Raw genomic sequence first — 15302 nt, forward strand, 5'->3', positions numbered from 1 at the left:
TTTTCCCCTGTTACAGCAGGGGAAAATAAGGGGAATATGATGACAACAATATTGAATAAACAATGCCAACAAGCAGGTATTTTGCCGTATTTTTTTGATGAAAGGGGATTAAAAATTTCCCCTAAAACGGAAGTGAAAAAGCGGTTACTCAAAGCGTTTGAAAATAATTTCTCGCAACATTCATTGTTGCCAACGGTGAAAATATTTCGCCAAAAAACACCGCACTTTTTCCCATTAAATACCCCCAATCAACGTGAACACATACAGGGAAAATGGCAGCTTTGGTTAGAAAACCAGACTGAACCTTTGCAAGGGAAAATCAAACGCAATGCGATTCCGTTACCACAAAATTTACCACTGGGCTATCATCAATTACAATTAACCGTAGGCAAACAACAATGGCAATGCGTGCTGATTATCGCCCCTGAACGTTGTTATCAGCCGATTGAACTGCTGGAACACAAAAAATTATGGGGAACCTTTTTACAGCTTTATACCTTAAAATCCGCCACCAACTGGGGGATCGGCGATTTTGGTGATCTAAAACAATTTATCCGAAGCCTCGAGCCTTATCAAGCAGATTTTTTAGGCTTGAATCCGATTCATGCACTCTTCCCTGCCAATCCTGAATCTGCCAGTCCTTACAGCCCATCTTCACGCCGTTGGTTAAATATTGCTTATATTGACATCGGAAGCCTAGTGGAATTTCAACAAAGCCAAACAGCACAAGCGTGGTTTAACTCCGCCGAAATTCAACAAAAATTAACCGCACTTCGAGCCACAGATTGGATTAATTATGCTGAAGTTATTCCGTTAAAATTAACAGGATTGCGTTTTGCTTTTCAGCAAGTGGATAAAGAAAATCCTGCTTTCATCAAGTTTTTACAAAAAAGCGGTGAAAGTCTGCAAGTACAAGCAACCTTTGATGCGTTACACGCCCATTTGAGCCAGCACTTTTCTGAACAATGGGGTTGGGATTTTTGGGCGAAAGCGTATCAAGATTTTAACTCGCCAGCCGTGCAACAATTCCGCCAGCAACATCAACAGGATATTTTGTTTTACAGTTGGTTACAATTTATTGCTGATCAACAACTGGCAGAATGTGATGCTTTGTGTCAGCGACAGGCTATGCCAATCGGTTTATACCGTGATTTAGCGGTCGGCGTAACGGGTAATGGGGCAGAAACTTGGAATAATAAAACCTTATTTTGCCTAAATGCTTCTGTCGGCGCACCACCCGATGTACTTGGACCGCAAGGGCAAAATTGGGGATTAACGCCATTCAATCCACACATTTTGCAACAACAAGCCTATCGTCCGTTTATTGAATTAGTCAGATCTAATATGCAACACTGCGGTGCGTTACGCCTTGATCATATTATGTCTTTATTGCGTTTATGGTGGATTCCGAAAGGGGATAGTGCGGTCAACGGGGCTTATATCCGTTATCCAGTGGACGACTTAATTGCGATTCTGGCACTTGAAAGCCAGCGTCATCAATGCACTATCATTGGAGAAGATTTAGGTACGGTGCCAAAAGAAATTGTCAGCAAATTACGTAACGCAGGCATTCTCTCTTACAAAATCTTTTATTTTGAATTTGACCAACAAGGACAAAGCCGAGATTTACAACAATATCCTTATCAAGCCATGACAACCCTAAGTACCCACGATTTACCCACCATTAACGGTTATTGGCGTGGTTATGATTTTGAGTTGGGGAAACAGTTTGGCGTTTATCCAAACCCTAAAATCTTGAGCATTTTGCAACAAGACAGAGTGCGAGCAAAACGTAAAATCTTAGATCGTTTGCAACAAGCTGGGATAGACATTGAACAAGGGATTGATGAAACCCTTGATTCTCCAGTCAACAAAACATTCAACCATCAATTACAACGCTATGTGGCCAAGGTAAGTAGTGCATTATTTGGTTTACAACCCGAAGATTGGTTAGATATGACTGAACCTGTCAATATCCCCGGCACCAGCACGCAGTATCCTAATTGGCGGCGGAAATTAACTAAAAATATTGATGCGATTTTTGCCGATCGGGAAATTCAGGCGTTGTTGATTGGGGTGAAACAGCAGCGGTTGGGTTAATATAGGGTTTGTACTTTGAAAATCAGGCAAAATGTGGCGTTTGTTCTTCTATTTAAAATGATTTATAATATAAAAATGACCGTTTTGACCGAGGCTAACAAAATGCAAAAACGTGAAGATCTCATTTTGCAACAAATCAACACCATAGGGAAAGTCAGCGTTAATGGATTAGCACAAAGTTTGAATATGTCGGTGGAAACCATTCGGCGTGATTTAACCGATTTGGCTCAGCGGGGATTAGTGCATCGAGTGCATGGTGGAGCAGTAAGTGTAAAAGAAAAAGATCTGGGGCATTCATTTCAAATCAGACAGCGTACTAATATTGAGGCCAAAAAGGCGATTGCCAGTCAGGTTATTGATTATTTTTTTGAAGGATCCGTGATTGGCTTAGATGCCAGCTCTAGCAGTTGGTATTTTGCTCAGTTGATCCCAGATATTCCTTGTACTGTTGTCACCAATTCAATGCACAACATCACCGCATTAGTTAATAAACCCAATATTCGTACCATTGCCACAGGGGGCGTATATTCTAGCAAATATGATGCGTTTTATGGCCCCTTATCGGAACAAATGCTCCAACGTTTACACATTGATTTAGGTATTTTTTCCTGTTCCGGCATTGATAGTGAGGGCAATATTTGGGAATCCAACGAACTTAACGCATCCATAAAACGTAAAATGATGGATGCGTCAGGGCAAAAATTTTTACTCGCTGATAGTTCTAAATTTGAGCGTAAAAATCTCATAAAATTGGCTGATTTGGAACAAATGGATATTCTAGTGACAGATAAATCACCAAGTGAAACACTTCATGCTTATTGTGAACAGCATAATATTTTAATTCTTTCTTAACTTTAAATGCCCGATTATCATTATAAACAACTAAAATCGGGCATTTTAAACCAACTTATCTACCGATTTTTTCCTTGTTTTTTGTGAAATAGATCACAAATCTAGCAAAAACTTCATAAAAAAATAGCGATTCTTATTTTTTTAGTCAAAAATATTCTTATTTCTCGTACAACCAAAGATTCTTTTTGTTTGAATAAATAAGGAAGGAAAAAATGACTACATCAACTCAAATCAAAATTGGTATTCGTCCCACTATCGACGGTCGCCGTATGGGTGTTCGTGAATCCCTTGAAGAACAAACAATGAATATGGCGAAAGCCGTTGCCCATCTCTTACAAACGGAAATCCGTCATCCCAATGGCGACTTTGTGCAATGTGTGATCGCTGATAGCACCATTGGCGGCGTAGCAGAAGCAGCCGCTTGTGCGGAGAAATTCAAACGTGAAAATGTCGGGGCGGTGATTACCGTTACCCCTTGTTGGTGCTACGGTTCAGAAACCATTGATATGGATCCGCATTTGCCAAAAGCCATTTGGGGATTTAACGGTACAGAACGCCCAGGGGCGGTGTATTTAGCCGCTGCCTTGGCAGGGCATAATCAACTTGGCTTACCTGCATTTTCCATTTATGGCACGGAAGTGCAAGAAGCCAATGATCAATCCATTCCTGCCGATGTGCGTGAAAAATTGTTGCGTTTTGCTCGAGCAGGGCTTGCGGTGGCAACTTTGCGGGGCAAATCCTATTTGTCTATCGGTTCAGTTTCAATGGGGATTGCAGGGTCTATCGTCAATCAACAATTTTTCCAAGAATATTTGGGTATGCGAAATGAATATGTGGATATGACCGAAATTAAACGCCGTTTAGACCGCAAAATTTACGATGAAGACGAATTTAAACTCGCTCGTGAATGGGTGAAAACCTATTGCAAAGAAGGCATTGATGTCAACAAAGCCGAACATCAACGCACCACCGAAGAAAAAGAAGAACTTTGGGATAATGTGGTGAAAATGACCATTATTGCGCGTGATTTAATGGTGGGTAATCCACACTTAGCCGAACTCGGTTTTGTGGAAGAATCCCTTGGTCATAATGCCATTGCGGCAGGTTTCCAAGGACAACGTCAATGGACAGATCATTTACCAAACGGTGATTTCTTAGAAGCTATTTTAAATTCCACCTATGACTGGAACGGTGTGCGTCCACCACACATTATGGCGACCGAAAATGACTCTTTGAATGGCGTAAATATGCTATTCGGGCATTTATTGACGGGTCAGGCTCAAATTTTTGCCGATGTGCGGACTTATTGGAGTGAAGATTCCGTGGAACGTGTGACAGGTTGGCGACCTGAAGTAGGCTTTATTCACTTAATCAATTCAGGCTCTGCGGCATTAGATGGTACAGGTCAACATCAAGACAAAGACGGTAAACCAACCATTAAACCAGCGTGGGAAGTGACCGAAGCGGATGGCAAACGTTGCTTAGAACATACTCGTTGGTGTCAAGCGGTTCACGAATATTTCCGTGGGGGCGGTTTGTCTTCTCAATTCTTAACCAAAGGCGGAATGCCGTTCACAATGCACCGTATCAACTTAATTAAAGGCGTTGGCCCAGTGCTACAAATTGCCGAAGGTTGGTCTATTGAGTTGCCTGAAAAGGTTCACGATATTTTGAATAAACGCACCGACCAAACCTGGCCAACCACTTGGTTCACTCCACGTTTAACCGGCAAAGGGGCATTTAAAGATGTGTATTCGGTAATGGCAAACTGGGGAGCGAACCACTGTGTTGCCACTTACGGACACGTTGGAGCGGATTTAATTACGCTTGCATCTATGTTGCGGATTCCAGTTTGTATGCACAATTTGGAAGACGAGCAAGTGTTCCGCCCAAGTGCGTGGAATGGTTTTGGTCAAGATAAAGAAGGTCAAGACTACCGTGCTTGTGCGAATTTCGGGGCGTTGTATAAATAGTATTATATACAGAAATTACCCACCTGCTCTCAACAATATAAGTAAGCTAGGTAAGAATATAGAAATGCTTGAGATTATAATTAATTGCTAATTAAGGAACAAAATGGGATTTTTAATTCAGAAAAAGATGTTTATCTTGGATGAGAAACACCAATTATTCAATAATTGTCATGCATCAACTATTTTGTCAATTCAGCCATCTAAACTTTTAGTTGCTTTCTTTGCAGGTAATAAAGAAGGTGATGTCGATACAGCTATTTGGACTGTATTACAGAAAGATGGTGTTTGGCAGACACCTAAAAAGACAATTGATGAAGTTGGTGTAGCCCATTGGAATCCTGTGTTACACCAAGATCCGAAAACAGGATATATATGGTTGTTTTATAAAGTGGGGGCTGATGTCCATTCTTGGACAACACGCTTTATCTTATCTAAAGATCAGGGTGATACTTGGACGAAACCAACAGAATTGGTTAAGGGGGATATTTCACCAAGAGGACCTGTAAAAAACAAATTGATTATTGCCGATGACGGGACGTGGCTTGCACCTAGTTCCATTGAAAACGATAAATATTGGGATGCGTTTATCGATATATCTCAAGATAATGGAATAACGTGGATGAAACAATCCATACCGCTATTTCATATTGATAATAAAGATTCAGTAAAAGAAACACTTTGGGAGGGACTGCAGAACAATACATTATGGGAAAATGATACTTCACATATATTCAAGTGGGATGGTGTTATTCAACCTTCTCTTTGGAAATCAACGCCTAGAAATATTCATGCTTTAATGCGAAGTACAAGGGGATATATCTATCGTAGTGATTCAAAAGATAATGGAAAAATATGGAGCGAGGCTTATGCAACAGATTTACCCAACAATAATAGCGGTATTGATGTGGTTAAATTAGATACAGATCTATTAGTATTGGCATACAATCCAATATCAGGAAATTGGGGAATTCGCTATCCAATTGCCTTAGCCTGTTCTTCAGATAATGGTATAACATGGTCTGTTCCTTTTTCTTTAGAAGATAATGTGGGGGAGTTTTCCTATCCTGCCATTATTTATTCAGAAGGTATAATTCACTTAACCTATACTTGGAATAGAAAAAATATTGTCTATCAACAAATTATTTACCAGTAATTTTAATTCAATTAAGGAAAACACATATGAAAAAGAAAATCTTCGCTACTATAGTCGGTCTTTTGTCGTTGAGTGTAACACCTTGCCTACAAGCCGATGTAACCTTAACTTATCCAACCAAAAATATTGAAGTTGTCATTCCTAAAAATCCTGGTGGGGGTACAGATACTTCTGCAAGAACTGTTATTGAATTTGCAAAAGATAAAATGCCTGATGGTAAAATCTTTATTCCTGTCAACAAGCCAGCAGGAAATGGAATTACGGGTTTATTAGAGGTGGCAAAATCCAAACCTGATGGTTACAAACTCGTAATGACTACTGTTGAACTCGCCATGTTCCCACATCAAGGAAAATCGCCAGTTACTTATAAAGATTTTACGCCAATTGTTGCAACGATTGCTGATCCTGTGGCATTAGTTGTTAATGCAAATTCACCATATGAGAATTTACAAGCATTTTTTGATGATGCAAAAGCCAAACCAGGTAAATTAAAATTGGGTAATTCAGGCATGGGGGCTATTTACCACTTAGCTGCTGTTCATTTAGAAAAACAACTCGGCGTAAAATTTAATCATATTCCATACAATGAGGGTACAGGTCCGGCCATTGCTGCTTTAGTCGGTGGACATTTGGATGCAGTATTAACGACACCAGGTTCTGTTAAAGCCCAAGCTGATGCAGGTATTTTAAAAGTACTAGGGGTTATGGACTCAACACGTTTTGAATTATTCCCAGATGTCCCTACATTTAAAGAAGCATTAGATTTATCTGATGACATAAAAATTCTAGCTTGGGCAGCATTGGCAGCCCCTGCCAATTTACCAAATGATATAAAAGATCAGTTAGTTGGTTCTTTTGCTGAAGTTGTTCAAAAACCAGAATATAAAGAAGCATTGAAAAAACAAGGTATTATGCCTGTATTTATTGCTGGTGAAGACGCTTACAATATGATGAAAAATGATCATGAAATGTATGAAACTTTAATAAAAGAAATAATGAAAAAATAACCTAGGATAAACACCTACTGATTTATTTAGTAGGTGTTTAAACAAGAGGAGTAATCATCAATGATTAAACAAAATTTACTTATAGGTCTAATGTCAATTATTTTCGGAATAATTATTCTAATATTTTCTGAAGACTTAAATATGTTTGATGAATATGGTGTTCTCGGTGAACGTTTTTGGCCTTTCTTACTGGCAATATTGTTCATTCTTCTAGGAATATTACAAATAGTTAATACATTAAAAGATAAAGCCATTAAAAATAAAGAAATAAATTTTAGTTCATCTGCTAGAAAAAAGGTTTATCTACTTTTTCTATTAATGACTATATATGGTGTAGGGTTAATTTATTTGGGATTTATCATTTCAACTATAATATTAATTCCAATAATCATGAAAATGATGGGAGAGAATCAAAGCTGGAGAATTGTCTTGTCAACTTTAGGCATTGTTTCATCCATCTATATCTTTTTTGAAATTATTTTTAATTCCCCATTACCGGCTTCGCTCTTGTTAGAATAAAGGAGTATTGACTATGAGTCTTATTGAATCGTTTTTTGTGGTTTTTGATTTACAAATGCTCAGTATTATTTTTCTCGGCGTATTTTCTGGTGTTATGATAGGTGCTCTACCAGGACTTACCGTTAATATGGGAATCGCATTACTGTTACCACTCACCTACTCATTTCAAGGAATTGAAGGTATTTTACTCTTACTCGCTGTATATTGTGGTGCTGTATACGGTGGGTCTATTACCGCTATCTTAATTAGTACCCCCGGAACCCCTGCATCGGCAGCTACTGTATTGGATGGCTATCCTATGGCTAAACGTGGAGAAGCGGGAAGAGCGTTAGGTTTATCAACTATGGCTTCTGCATTTGGTGGTATATTTAGTACTTTTGCACTAATTATTATTGCTCCACAATTGGCAAAGGTTGCTACTGGGTTTTCAGCTCCTGAATATTTTGCATTGGCGATTTTTGGTATTAGCATTATTACCAGTGTTTCATCACAATCCATTATTAAAGGTCTTATGGGAGGGGCATTAGGACTCTTTATTGCAACTATTGGATTAGATCCAATGACAAGTAATATGCGGTTTACTTTTGATTCTATTTACTTAATGGGAGGCGTGTCTTTCATTCCCATTTTAGTGGGATTGTTTGCTTTTTCTCAGGGACTAATTAGTTTTGAAGAGGATTATAGAGAAAGACATTCTAAATTTGCAACAAAAACCATCTCCGCTAAAATCCAACGTGTCTTACCGACATGGCTAGATCTAAGACGTGTTTTCCCAACATATTTACGTTCTTCAGTAATAGGCACCTTTATTGGAACAATACCTGGAACGGGTGGAGATATTGCATCATTTATTTCATACAATGAAGCAAAACGTTGGTCTAAACATCCCGAAGAATTTGGTAAAGGTTCACCTGAAGGCGTTTCAGCACCTGAAGCGGGGGCAAATGCAGTAACAGGTGGAACGATGGTACCCTTAATGACCCTAGGAATCCCGGGAGATGGTGCTACTGCTATTATTATGGGAGCATTTATGGTTCAGGGGCTTGCTTTAGGACCACAATTATTTTCAGATCATCCCGTAGAAGTCAACAGTATATTTTTAGGTTTAATGGTTACAAACATTTTATTAGGAATCATTGGTTTTATGTGTATGAAACTGTTTGTTCGTGTTATGGATGTGCCTAGAAGAATTTTGGTACCTATTATCTTTATTTTATGCTCTGTCGGCTCTTATTCCGTAAACCACAGTTTTGTTGATGTTTTTGTTATGATGGGAGCCGGTATTTTTGCGTATATTTTAATGAAACTGGATTTTTCTATGTCCCCTATTATTATCGGTATGATACTCGGTCCAATGGCAGAATCTAATTTACGTCGAGCTTTAACTATCTTTGAAGGCGATCCAACTATTTTTTTAACTAGACCGATTAGTTTGGTTTTTATCATTATTTCATTAATCACGTTATTTTTCCCTATCATTAAATCACTATATAAAAAATAGTGGATAGATTCTTCCGTGATTACCCTACAAGTAAGAGAAATGATTAAAAAATTTAACAAAAGATTAATTAAATTGGAGAAAATTATGAAAACACAAGGCATTATTCCCGTCATGCTAACCCCTTTTACCGCAGATAACCAAGTAGATTATGAGGGGTTAAGAAAATTAACTGATTGGTATATTGATAACGGTTCAGATACCCTATTTGCAGCCTGCCAGTCTAGTGAAATCCTTTATCTTTCATCGGAAGAGAAAATTAAAATTACTCAAACCGTAATAGATCAAACAAAAGGGCGAATTCCTGTGGTTACATCGGGGCATACAGGGGGGACTTTTGAAGAACAGTTAAAAGAATTACAATCAATGTATGAAACAGGGGCAGATGCAGTTATATTAATTACCAATCGTTTAGATCCTAATAATGAAGGAACGGAAGTTTTAAAAGCGAACTTTGACAGATTATTACATGCTTTACCTAAAGATATTACTTTGGGGTTATATGAATGTCCTGTACCTTATCGCCGAGTATTAACAGATGAAGAAATTCGTTATTTGGCGAGTTTTGATAATATGGTGGTATTAAAAGATGTGTCTTGTGATTTAGCCGCTATAAAACGCCGACTTGAATTGACAAAAAATAGCAATTTGAAAATTGTCAATGCCAATGCGGCGATTGCTTTTGAAGCTATGAAAGCAGGCTCACAAGGATTTTCAGGCGTGTGTAATAATATTCACCCTGACTTATATGCTTATCTATATAAACATAAAGATAGCTCCGATCCTATTATTCAAGAATTAGCTCATTTTCTCGCTATTTGTGGTGCTTGCGAAAGTTTTGGTTATCCGAATTTGGCTAAACTTATGCACGTTAAAATTGGCACATTTAAACATTATGGCTCAAGAGTAATTCCTGTTGATATTAAAGAGAAATATTGGGCAGTAGAAGAGTTTCTTGATCATATTATGCAACAATCAGATAAATGGAGAGAAAAATTATCTCTACGCTAATTAAGTCTATTTATGTGATTGGGTAATATAAGGAAACCACGATGCTCAACGAAAAACAACTCATCGAAAATGGCAATGCTGTGATTGGTATTGAACTGGGTTCTACTCGGATTAAAGCAGTGTTAATTGATAATAAAGGCACGATTTTAGCCACGGGTGGCGAAAATTGGGAAAATCATTTGATTGATGGCATTTGGACTTATCATCAAGATGAAATTTGGCAAAAATTGCAACTTGCCTACGCTGATCTTGCCAAAACCGTAAAAGAAAAATACAAAGTGATACTGACTCAGGTCAAAGCCATTGGCGTGAGTGCGATGATGCACGGTTATTTGGTGTTTGATAAAGATGGCAATCAGTTGGTGCCATTTCGCACTTGGCGGAATAATATTACGCTCCAATCTTCACAAGAATTGACCGCACTTTTTCAATATCCCATTCCGCAACGTTGGAGCATTGCGCATTTACATCAAGCCTTGCTGAACAAGGAATCTCATCTCAATCAAATTGATTATCTCACCACGCTGTCGGGCTATGTGCATTGGCAGCTGACAGGCGAGCGAGTGTTGGGCATTGGCGATGCGTCAGGAATGTTTCCCATTGATACGGATCGGTTGGATTACAATCAAGCAATGCTTAATCAATTTGATGAACATATTAAACCTTATCAACTGCGGTGGAAAATCAACGAGATTTTACCAAAAGTGCTGGTGGCAGGGCAATCAGCTGGAAAACTGACCGAGCAAGGGGTGTTATTGCTGGATCCCACAGGCAATTTACAAGCAGGCATCCCCCTTTGTCCGCCCGAAGGAGACGCTGGCACAGGAATGATTGCCACCAATTGCATTAAGGAAAAAACGGGCAATATCTCCGCTGGCACATCCGCTTTTGCGATGATCGTGTTGGAAAAATCCTTGTCTAAACGGTATCCCGAATTAGACATCGTCACCACACCCGCAGGGAAATTAGTGGCAATGGCACACGCCAATAATTGCACCACGGAAATCAATGCGTGGGTGAATTTATTCGGCGAATGTCTGCACCTGTTCGGCAACAAAATTCAAAAAGAAGAATTGTTTGAAACCTTATTCCTACACGCCTTAGAAGGGGATTTGGATTGCGGTAATTTACTGGCTTACGGCTTTCACTCAGGCGAACACAATGTGGGCTTATCTGAAGGCTGTCCGCTGTTTTTGCACCCCGTGAATGGCAAATTTAATCTAGCCAATTTTATCCGAGTGCAACTCTACACTGCTTTTGGTGCAATGAAGTTGGGTATGGATATTCTTATTGAACAAGAAAAAGTCAATATCACCCGAATTTTAGGTCATGGTGGTATTTTCAAAACCGAAAATGTGGCACAAAAAATCTTAGCCTCCGCATTAAATACCCCATTAGCTACGATGAATACCGCATCGAATGGTGGGGCTTGGGGCATTGCGTTATTGGCAAATTATCTAAATAAAGATTATGCAAATTATACGTTGGAAAATTATTTAGATCAGGTTATTTTTAAAGATATCCCTATGAGTTTGATTCAACCTGAAGAAGAAATTAATGAAGGTTATCGGCGGTTTATGGCGAGATATACGCAAGGAATTGAGATCGTTAAACATATAACAACATTAGGAATATAGAATACTAATAATATTAAGCCCCAAATTGTGAAAACAAAAAAAAGCGGTATATTATGTGGTGGCAATCAATCGATTTAGAGAAAAAGGATATAATACAATCAATTACCTGTGATGGTAAGCGTGGATTATTGAAAGATATTTTTAACACACCGATTCAATTATGCCAGTTTCATCAAGTGGCTATTGTGATCCGAAAATTAACCATGAATCTAAAATCAGAAGCGAAAAAGAAAAATATCCTGAACTAAAGATTGAAAAAACAACAAATCGTATAGAAAATTTATTTAGTAAACTTAAAGAAAAACTTATTGTTCACCATGGATTATCTAAGAAGAATAATATCTTGTTTATAAAGAATTTTTTAAATAAATATAGTTAATTATAATTATTAAAATAACCAAAACCAACTATTTTGTCTACTATGCCGATTTTGTCTATTATGCCATAAAAAAGGTGACCACCACGATCACCTATCTCATATAATCTTTAATCCTGTAATGCACCGCTATTAAAAGTCGGCAAGCCGAGTGTTTTTAAGCTATCACGATAGATTCCCAATAAGTCTTTTTCCGTAATTTTCTGTAATTCTTCTAAAGGCTTATCTAAAGCGGAAACGCTTTGCAATTTAATATCTGTAGGTCCACTTTCCCATAACGCAATTTCAAATAAGGTTTGTCCACGTCTAACATGGCTTCCAGAACTAATCAAAACGGCGTTTTTTATATGGTGTTTAGCAAGGGCATAGCGAGAAAAAAGGGCATTATCAACGGAAGACGTTGCATAATTATCTGCATAGATTTGTTTTTCAGGTATGCCTTTACTAATTAACCACTGTTTCATCAAATCACCTTCGGTATGATTATTTTGTGGTACACCACCAGTCACAATAATTAAACTCTGTGGATTTTGCTTCGCTAATTCAAGGGTTTTTTCTAGTCGCTGAATAAGAATATCGTGCATTGAACCATCAGGATTGAGTGCATAGCCCAAGGTAATTATGGCTGAATCGTCTCCTAAAGAGTTATCTAATTTATCTACAATAGGCTGATTTGCATTATGATCAATTAATGCAAAAACTTTCGCTAACAAACTGGCTTTTTCGGGGGATAATTGTTTAAGGCGTGCAAAATATTTTTCACTTTCCGTTTTATTTTGTTTAAAACGATACCAACTAGCAAGATAAATATGCGCTTTCACATCATCAGGCGCAATGGTTAATACTTTCTTATACAAAGGGATTGCTTTATCTACATTGCCATTATAAATATTCGCATTTGCCGCACCGAATAGAAAATCAACTCGGTAAGGTTCTAATTCGTACGCTTGCAATAATAGCTCAGCTATTCTTTCCATATTACTTGGCAATTTAGCCGTAAACCCAGCGTGAGAAACTCTCGCAGGCGACTTTTGAATATTGACAGCCTGTTCAATTAATTGATCGACAACCTGCCGTTGTGTTATCAACTGTTGGTAATTAGCTTGTGGCTGTAAGGTTTCAATATCCGTAGTATTAGCCACAGCAGTAAGTGAGCATGTTGACAATAATGCCACTAACAGTAGTTTGGATTTTAACATACTATACTCCTTGTTTAATGGAAATGTTTATTAACATATTGATTACAGCTAGATTCTGCCTAACTTTAATTAAAAGGTTATCACAATGATAACCTTTATTTCAATCCTATTTAAGACTATCGTCAAATGCTAGGCGATGTTTACAACCGAGCAGAATGTCGCACTTCATTTTCAATGGCTTGGCTAATTACGGCATTAAGTGCAACGCCTTGTTTAGCAGCAATAAAGGCTACTTTTTGGTGTAAATCAGGGGAAATTCTGACGTTAAATTTACCATTAAATGATTTTAATGGTTGAATATTTTGCGTTTGGCAAAGCTCAAGATAATCATCCACTGCGAGTTGAAATTCTTGACGTAATTCTTCTAAATCTCGCCCTTCATAAGTGACTAACCCATTGATATATAATAATTTACCATAAAGCACATTATCATCTAAAGAAAATTCAATACTACCGATAAAACCTTTATATTCAAGTACTTTTTCCATATTTCCGCCTAATTTAGTTTTAATTCGTCTAAGGCAATTTTAACTTGCTCAACAACATATAATTTCAATTCATTACCAGGGTGTGGTTTATGCAAACTAATGGGATATTGTAATTCAGGAAAGTCTACAAAAGGTTTGATTAACCAAAAGAAATGCCGTATTCTAAACGAGTTAGAATACGGCCAATTCGGTTAGGACAGGGGGCCCAGCTTGAATATAAATTCTGCCTTCTTCACACCTATCCAACGATTGGATTATATCAATAGAGAGATTGACTTTCAATGATAACCAATAGAAAACTTGAAAAATATTTATCATCGGCAAGAATAAATGCCTATCGTCAATTTCTTCTTAACTTGGGAATAAAAGAAGATGAGATAGATTGCAAAATTCGTGAGTTATATATATGGAACATTCAGACAAGCAGTGCATTTCTAGAATTTTTTAGTTTTTACGAAGTCGCACTAAGAAATGCTATTTTGTTTTGCGTTGAACACATTCATCGTTATTCCCTTTTAGACAGTCGCTTTATCCAATCCTTGCCACTAAAACATAGAACAAATTTATTAAATATAATTAATGATATATCAGGCGAAAACTATGAATATCAACATAACAGACCACTCAAAATTGATACATCAAAAGTCAATATAAATACTGTTATTGCAAAATTGAATTTTCATTTTTGGGAGTTTTTACTAAGCAGTTCGTATTCATCAAGATATTTAACCCATCATTACAGAAAAAGTTTTAAAAATGCAAAATCCGCACTCAAAATAAAACAAATCCATCGTATTACCGCTGAAATTCGTGAACTCCGCAACCGAGTTTGCCATAATGAACCTATATTCAAAAAGCCTTATTTAAAAAGATTATATTTCAAAGCTCTTATTGTATTAAAACTTATTGATGAAGAACTCTCCGTTTTTGTTGCATTAAATACTGGACGGTTGAATGAAGAATTGAATAGAAAATGGTATTGATAAAAGGTGACCACTACGATCACCTTTATTCCAAGCCTATTTCACCAACCCTTTTGGCACTTTAAACACTGCCTTACGAACAGTCTTTGGCTCATTCACCATGCACAACGCTTGATGTGGCTCACCTGGGTAGAAAATTGCAAAATCCCCTGCTTTTAAATGAATTTCATTGTTCAGTTGTGGATTTTCTAGCAAGTAAAAATCGGGCTTTTTCTCTGGCAATGGGCTATTAATCACATTTTCTAATTGGTAGCCAATAATTTCTTCGCCATTCAATACCACCTGAATATCCAAATATTCCTTGTGATATTCGGTATGGCGGGCTGATTTCGGTGATGTTTGAAAATCACCGACCGTATAAAACCACGATTCCCCTTGTTTTTGATATTTTCCGTCTGCCAATTTAACTAAGTTAGAAAAACTCACTTCGGGTTCGGCTAATATGTTAGCTAATTCAACAGGCAAAGATGCCAACGCTAATTGATTTAAATTTCCAGCAATCATGG

The 15302-nt window shown here is 37.6% G+C and carries 14 protein-coding genes; 11 read left to right on the forward strand and 3 right to left on the reverse strand.

The window, feature by feature from the left end; all coding sequences use genetic code 11:
- Positions 1-39 precede the first annotated feature (39 nt).
- From malQ to E0709_RS12565, 10 genes are all read left to right on the forward strand, one after another.
- Complete coding sequence (gene malQ, locus E0709_RS01255; protein ID WP_132299747.1) at positions 40-2100, forward strand: 4-alpha-glucanotransferase; 2061 nt, start codon at positions 40-42, stop codon at positions 2098-2100.
- Positions 2101-2202: 102 nt separating this feature from the next.
- Positions 2203-2952 (forward strand): DeoR/GlpR family DNA-binding transcription regulator, encoded by a 750-nt coding sequence (locus E0709_RS01260; RefSeq protein WP_132299749.1) that lies wholly within the window; start codon positions 2203-2205, stop codon positions 2950-2952.
- Between the two features lie 212 nt (positions 2953-3164).
- Entirely contained in the window at positions 3165-4925 is a 1761-nt protein-coding gene (gene fucI / locus E0709_RS01265) for an L-fucose isomerase (protein WP_132299751.1), read from the forward strand.
- A 103-nt stretch (positions 4926-5028) separates the two neighbouring features.
- A complete protein-coding gene (locus tag E0709_RS01270; RefSeq protein ID WP_132299753.1) occupies positions 5029-6078 on the forward strand; it encodes a sialidase family protein in 1050 nt (349 codons plus the stop codon).
- A 26-nt stretch (positions 6079-6104) separates the two neighbouring features.
- Positions 6105-7085 carry a tripartite tricarboxylate transporter substrate binding protein gene (locus E0709_RS01275; protein ID WP_132299755.1) on the forward strand — a complete coding sequence of 327 codons (981 nt, stop codon included), beginning with the start codon at positions 6105-6107 and terminating at the stop codon, positions 7083-7085.
- Positions 7086-7145: 60 nt separating this feature from the next.
- Positions 7146-7604 (forward strand): tripartite tricarboxylate transporter TctB family protein, encoded by a 459-nt coding sequence (locus E0709_RS01280; protein ID WP_132299757.1) that lies wholly within the window; start codon positions 7146-7148, stop codon positions 7602-7604.
- Positions 7605-7617: 13 nt separating this feature from the next.
- Positions 7618-9105, forward strand: a complete 1488-nt coding sequence (locus E0709_RS01285) for a tripartite tricarboxylate transporter permease (RefSeq protein WP_132299759.1) — start codon at positions 7618-7620, stop codon at positions 9103-9105.
- 84 nt (positions 9106-9189) lie between these two features.
- Positions 9190-10113, forward strand: a complete 924-nt coding sequence (locus E0709_RS01290; RefSeq protein ID WP_132299761.1) for a dihydrodipicolinate synthase family protein — start codon at positions 9190-9192, stop codon at positions 10111-10113.
- A 41-nt stretch (positions 10114-10154) separates the two neighbouring features.
- Positions 10155-11750 carry a xylulokinase gene (locus E0709_RS01295; protein ID WP_132299763.1) on the forward strand — a complete coding sequence of 532 codons (1596 nt, stop codon included), beginning with the start codon at positions 10155-10157 and terminating at the stop codon, positions 11748-11750.
- Between the two features lie 53 nt (positions 11751-11803).
- A complete protein-coding gene (locus tag E0709_RS12565) occupies positions 11804-11998 on the forward strand; it encodes a hypothetical protein (protein ID WP_341539168.1) in 195 nt (64 codons plus the stop codon).
- Between the two features lie 238 nt (positions 11999-12236).
- Here the strand turns inward: E0709_RS12565 and E0709_RS01305 are convergent, their stop codons facing one another.
- On the reverse strand, positions 12237-13325 hold the full coding sequence (locus E0709_RS01305) for an ElyC/SanA/YdcF family protein (protein WP_132299765.1): 1089 nt from the start codon (positions 13323-13325) through the stop codon (positions 12237-12239).
- A 140-nt stretch (positions 13326-13465) separates the two neighbouring features.
- Positions 13466-13813: a type II toxin-antitoxin system HicB family antitoxin gene (locus E0709_RS01310; RefSeq protein ID WP_132299767.1), complete on the reverse strand. Its 348-nt coding sequence runs from the start codon at positions 13811-13813 to the stop codon at positions 13466-13468.
- A 281-nt stretch (positions 13814-14094) separates the two neighbouring features.
- On the opposite strand from E0709_RS01310, the gene E0709_RS01315 reads away from it, so the two are divergent.
- Positions 14095-14796: a hypothetical protein gene (locus tag E0709_RS01315; RefSeq protein ID WP_132299769.1), complete on the forward strand. Its 702-nt coding sequence runs from the start codon at positions 14095-14097 to the stop codon at positions 14794-14796.
- 36 nt (positions 14797-14832) lie between these two features.
- Here the strand turns inward: E0709_RS01315 and E0709_RS01320 are convergent, their stop codons facing one another.
- Complete coding sequence (locus E0709_RS01320; RefSeq protein WP_132299771.1) at positions 14833-15300, reverse strand: NanQ anomerase/TabA/YiaL family protein; 468 nt, start codon at positions 15298-15300, stop codon at positions 14833-14835.
- Between the last annotated feature and the right edge of the window lie 2 nt (positions 15301-15302).

The sequence above is a fragment of the Lonepinella koalarum genome (assembly GCF_004565475.1).
Taxonomy (GTDB): domain Bacteria; phylum Pseudomonadota; class Gammaproteobacteria; order Enterobacterales; family Pasteurellaceae; genus Lonepinella; species Lonepinella koalarum.

What these genes read in the sequence shown, in the direction of transcription:
- malQ (WP_132299747.1), top strand. Translation starts at nt 40, where the DNA reads ATGACAACAATATTGAATAAACAATGCCAACAAGCAGGTATTTTGCCG.
- E0709_RS01260 (WP_132299749.1), top strand. Translation starts at nt 2,203, where the DNA reads ATGCAAAAACGTGAAGATCTCATTTTGCAACAAATCAACACCATAGGG.
- fucI (WP_132299751.1), top strand. Translation starts at nt 3,165, where the DNA reads ATGACTACATCAACTCAAATCAAAATTGGTATTCGTCCCACTATCGAC.
- E0709_RS01270 (WP_132299753.1), top strand. Translation starts at nt 5,029, where the DNA reads ATGGGATTTTTAATTCAGAAAAAGATGTTTATCTTGGATGAGAAACAC.
- E0709_RS01275 (WP_132299755.1), top strand. Translation starts at nt 6,105, where the DNA reads ATGAAAAAGAAAATCTTCGCTACTATAGTCGGTCTTTTGTCGTTGAGT.
- E0709_RS01280 (WP_132299757.1), top strand. Translation starts at nt 7,146, where the DNA reads ATGATTAAACAAAATTTACTTATAGGTCTAATGTCAATTATTTTCGGA.
- E0709_RS01285 (WP_132299759.1), top strand. Translation starts at nt 7,618, where the DNA reads ATGAGTCTTATTGAATCGTTTTTTGTGGTTTTTGATTTACAAATGCTC.
- E0709_RS01290 (WP_132299761.1), top strand. Translation starts at nt 9,190, where the DNA reads ATGAAAACACAAGGCATTATTCCCGTCATGCTAACCCCTTTTACCGCA.
- E0709_RS01295 (WP_132299763.1), top strand. Translation starts at nt 10,155, where the DNA reads ATGCTCAACGAAAAACAACTCATCGAAAATGGCAATGCTGTGATTGGT.
- E0709_RS12565 (WP_341539168.1), top strand. Translation starts at nt 11,804, where the DNA reads ATGTGGTGGCAATCAATCGATTTAGAGAAAAAGGATATAATACAATCA.
- E0709_RS01305 (WP_132299765.1), bottom strand. Translation starts at nt 13,325, where the DNA reads ATGTTAAAATCCAAACTACTGTTAGTGGCATTATTGTCAACATGCTCA.
- E0709_RS01310 (WP_132299767.1), bottom strand. Translation starts at nt 13,813, where the DNA reads ATGGAAAAAGTACTTGAATATAAAGGTTTTATCGGTAGTATTGAATTT.
- E0709_RS01315 (WP_132299769.1), top strand. Translation starts at nt 14,095, where the DNA reads ATGATAACCAATAGAAAACTTGAAAAATATTTATCATCGGCAAGAATA.
- E0709_RS01320 (WP_132299771.1), bottom strand. Translation starts at nt 15,300, where the DNA reads ATGATTGCTGGAAATTTAAATCAATTAGCGTTGGCATCTTTGCCTGTT.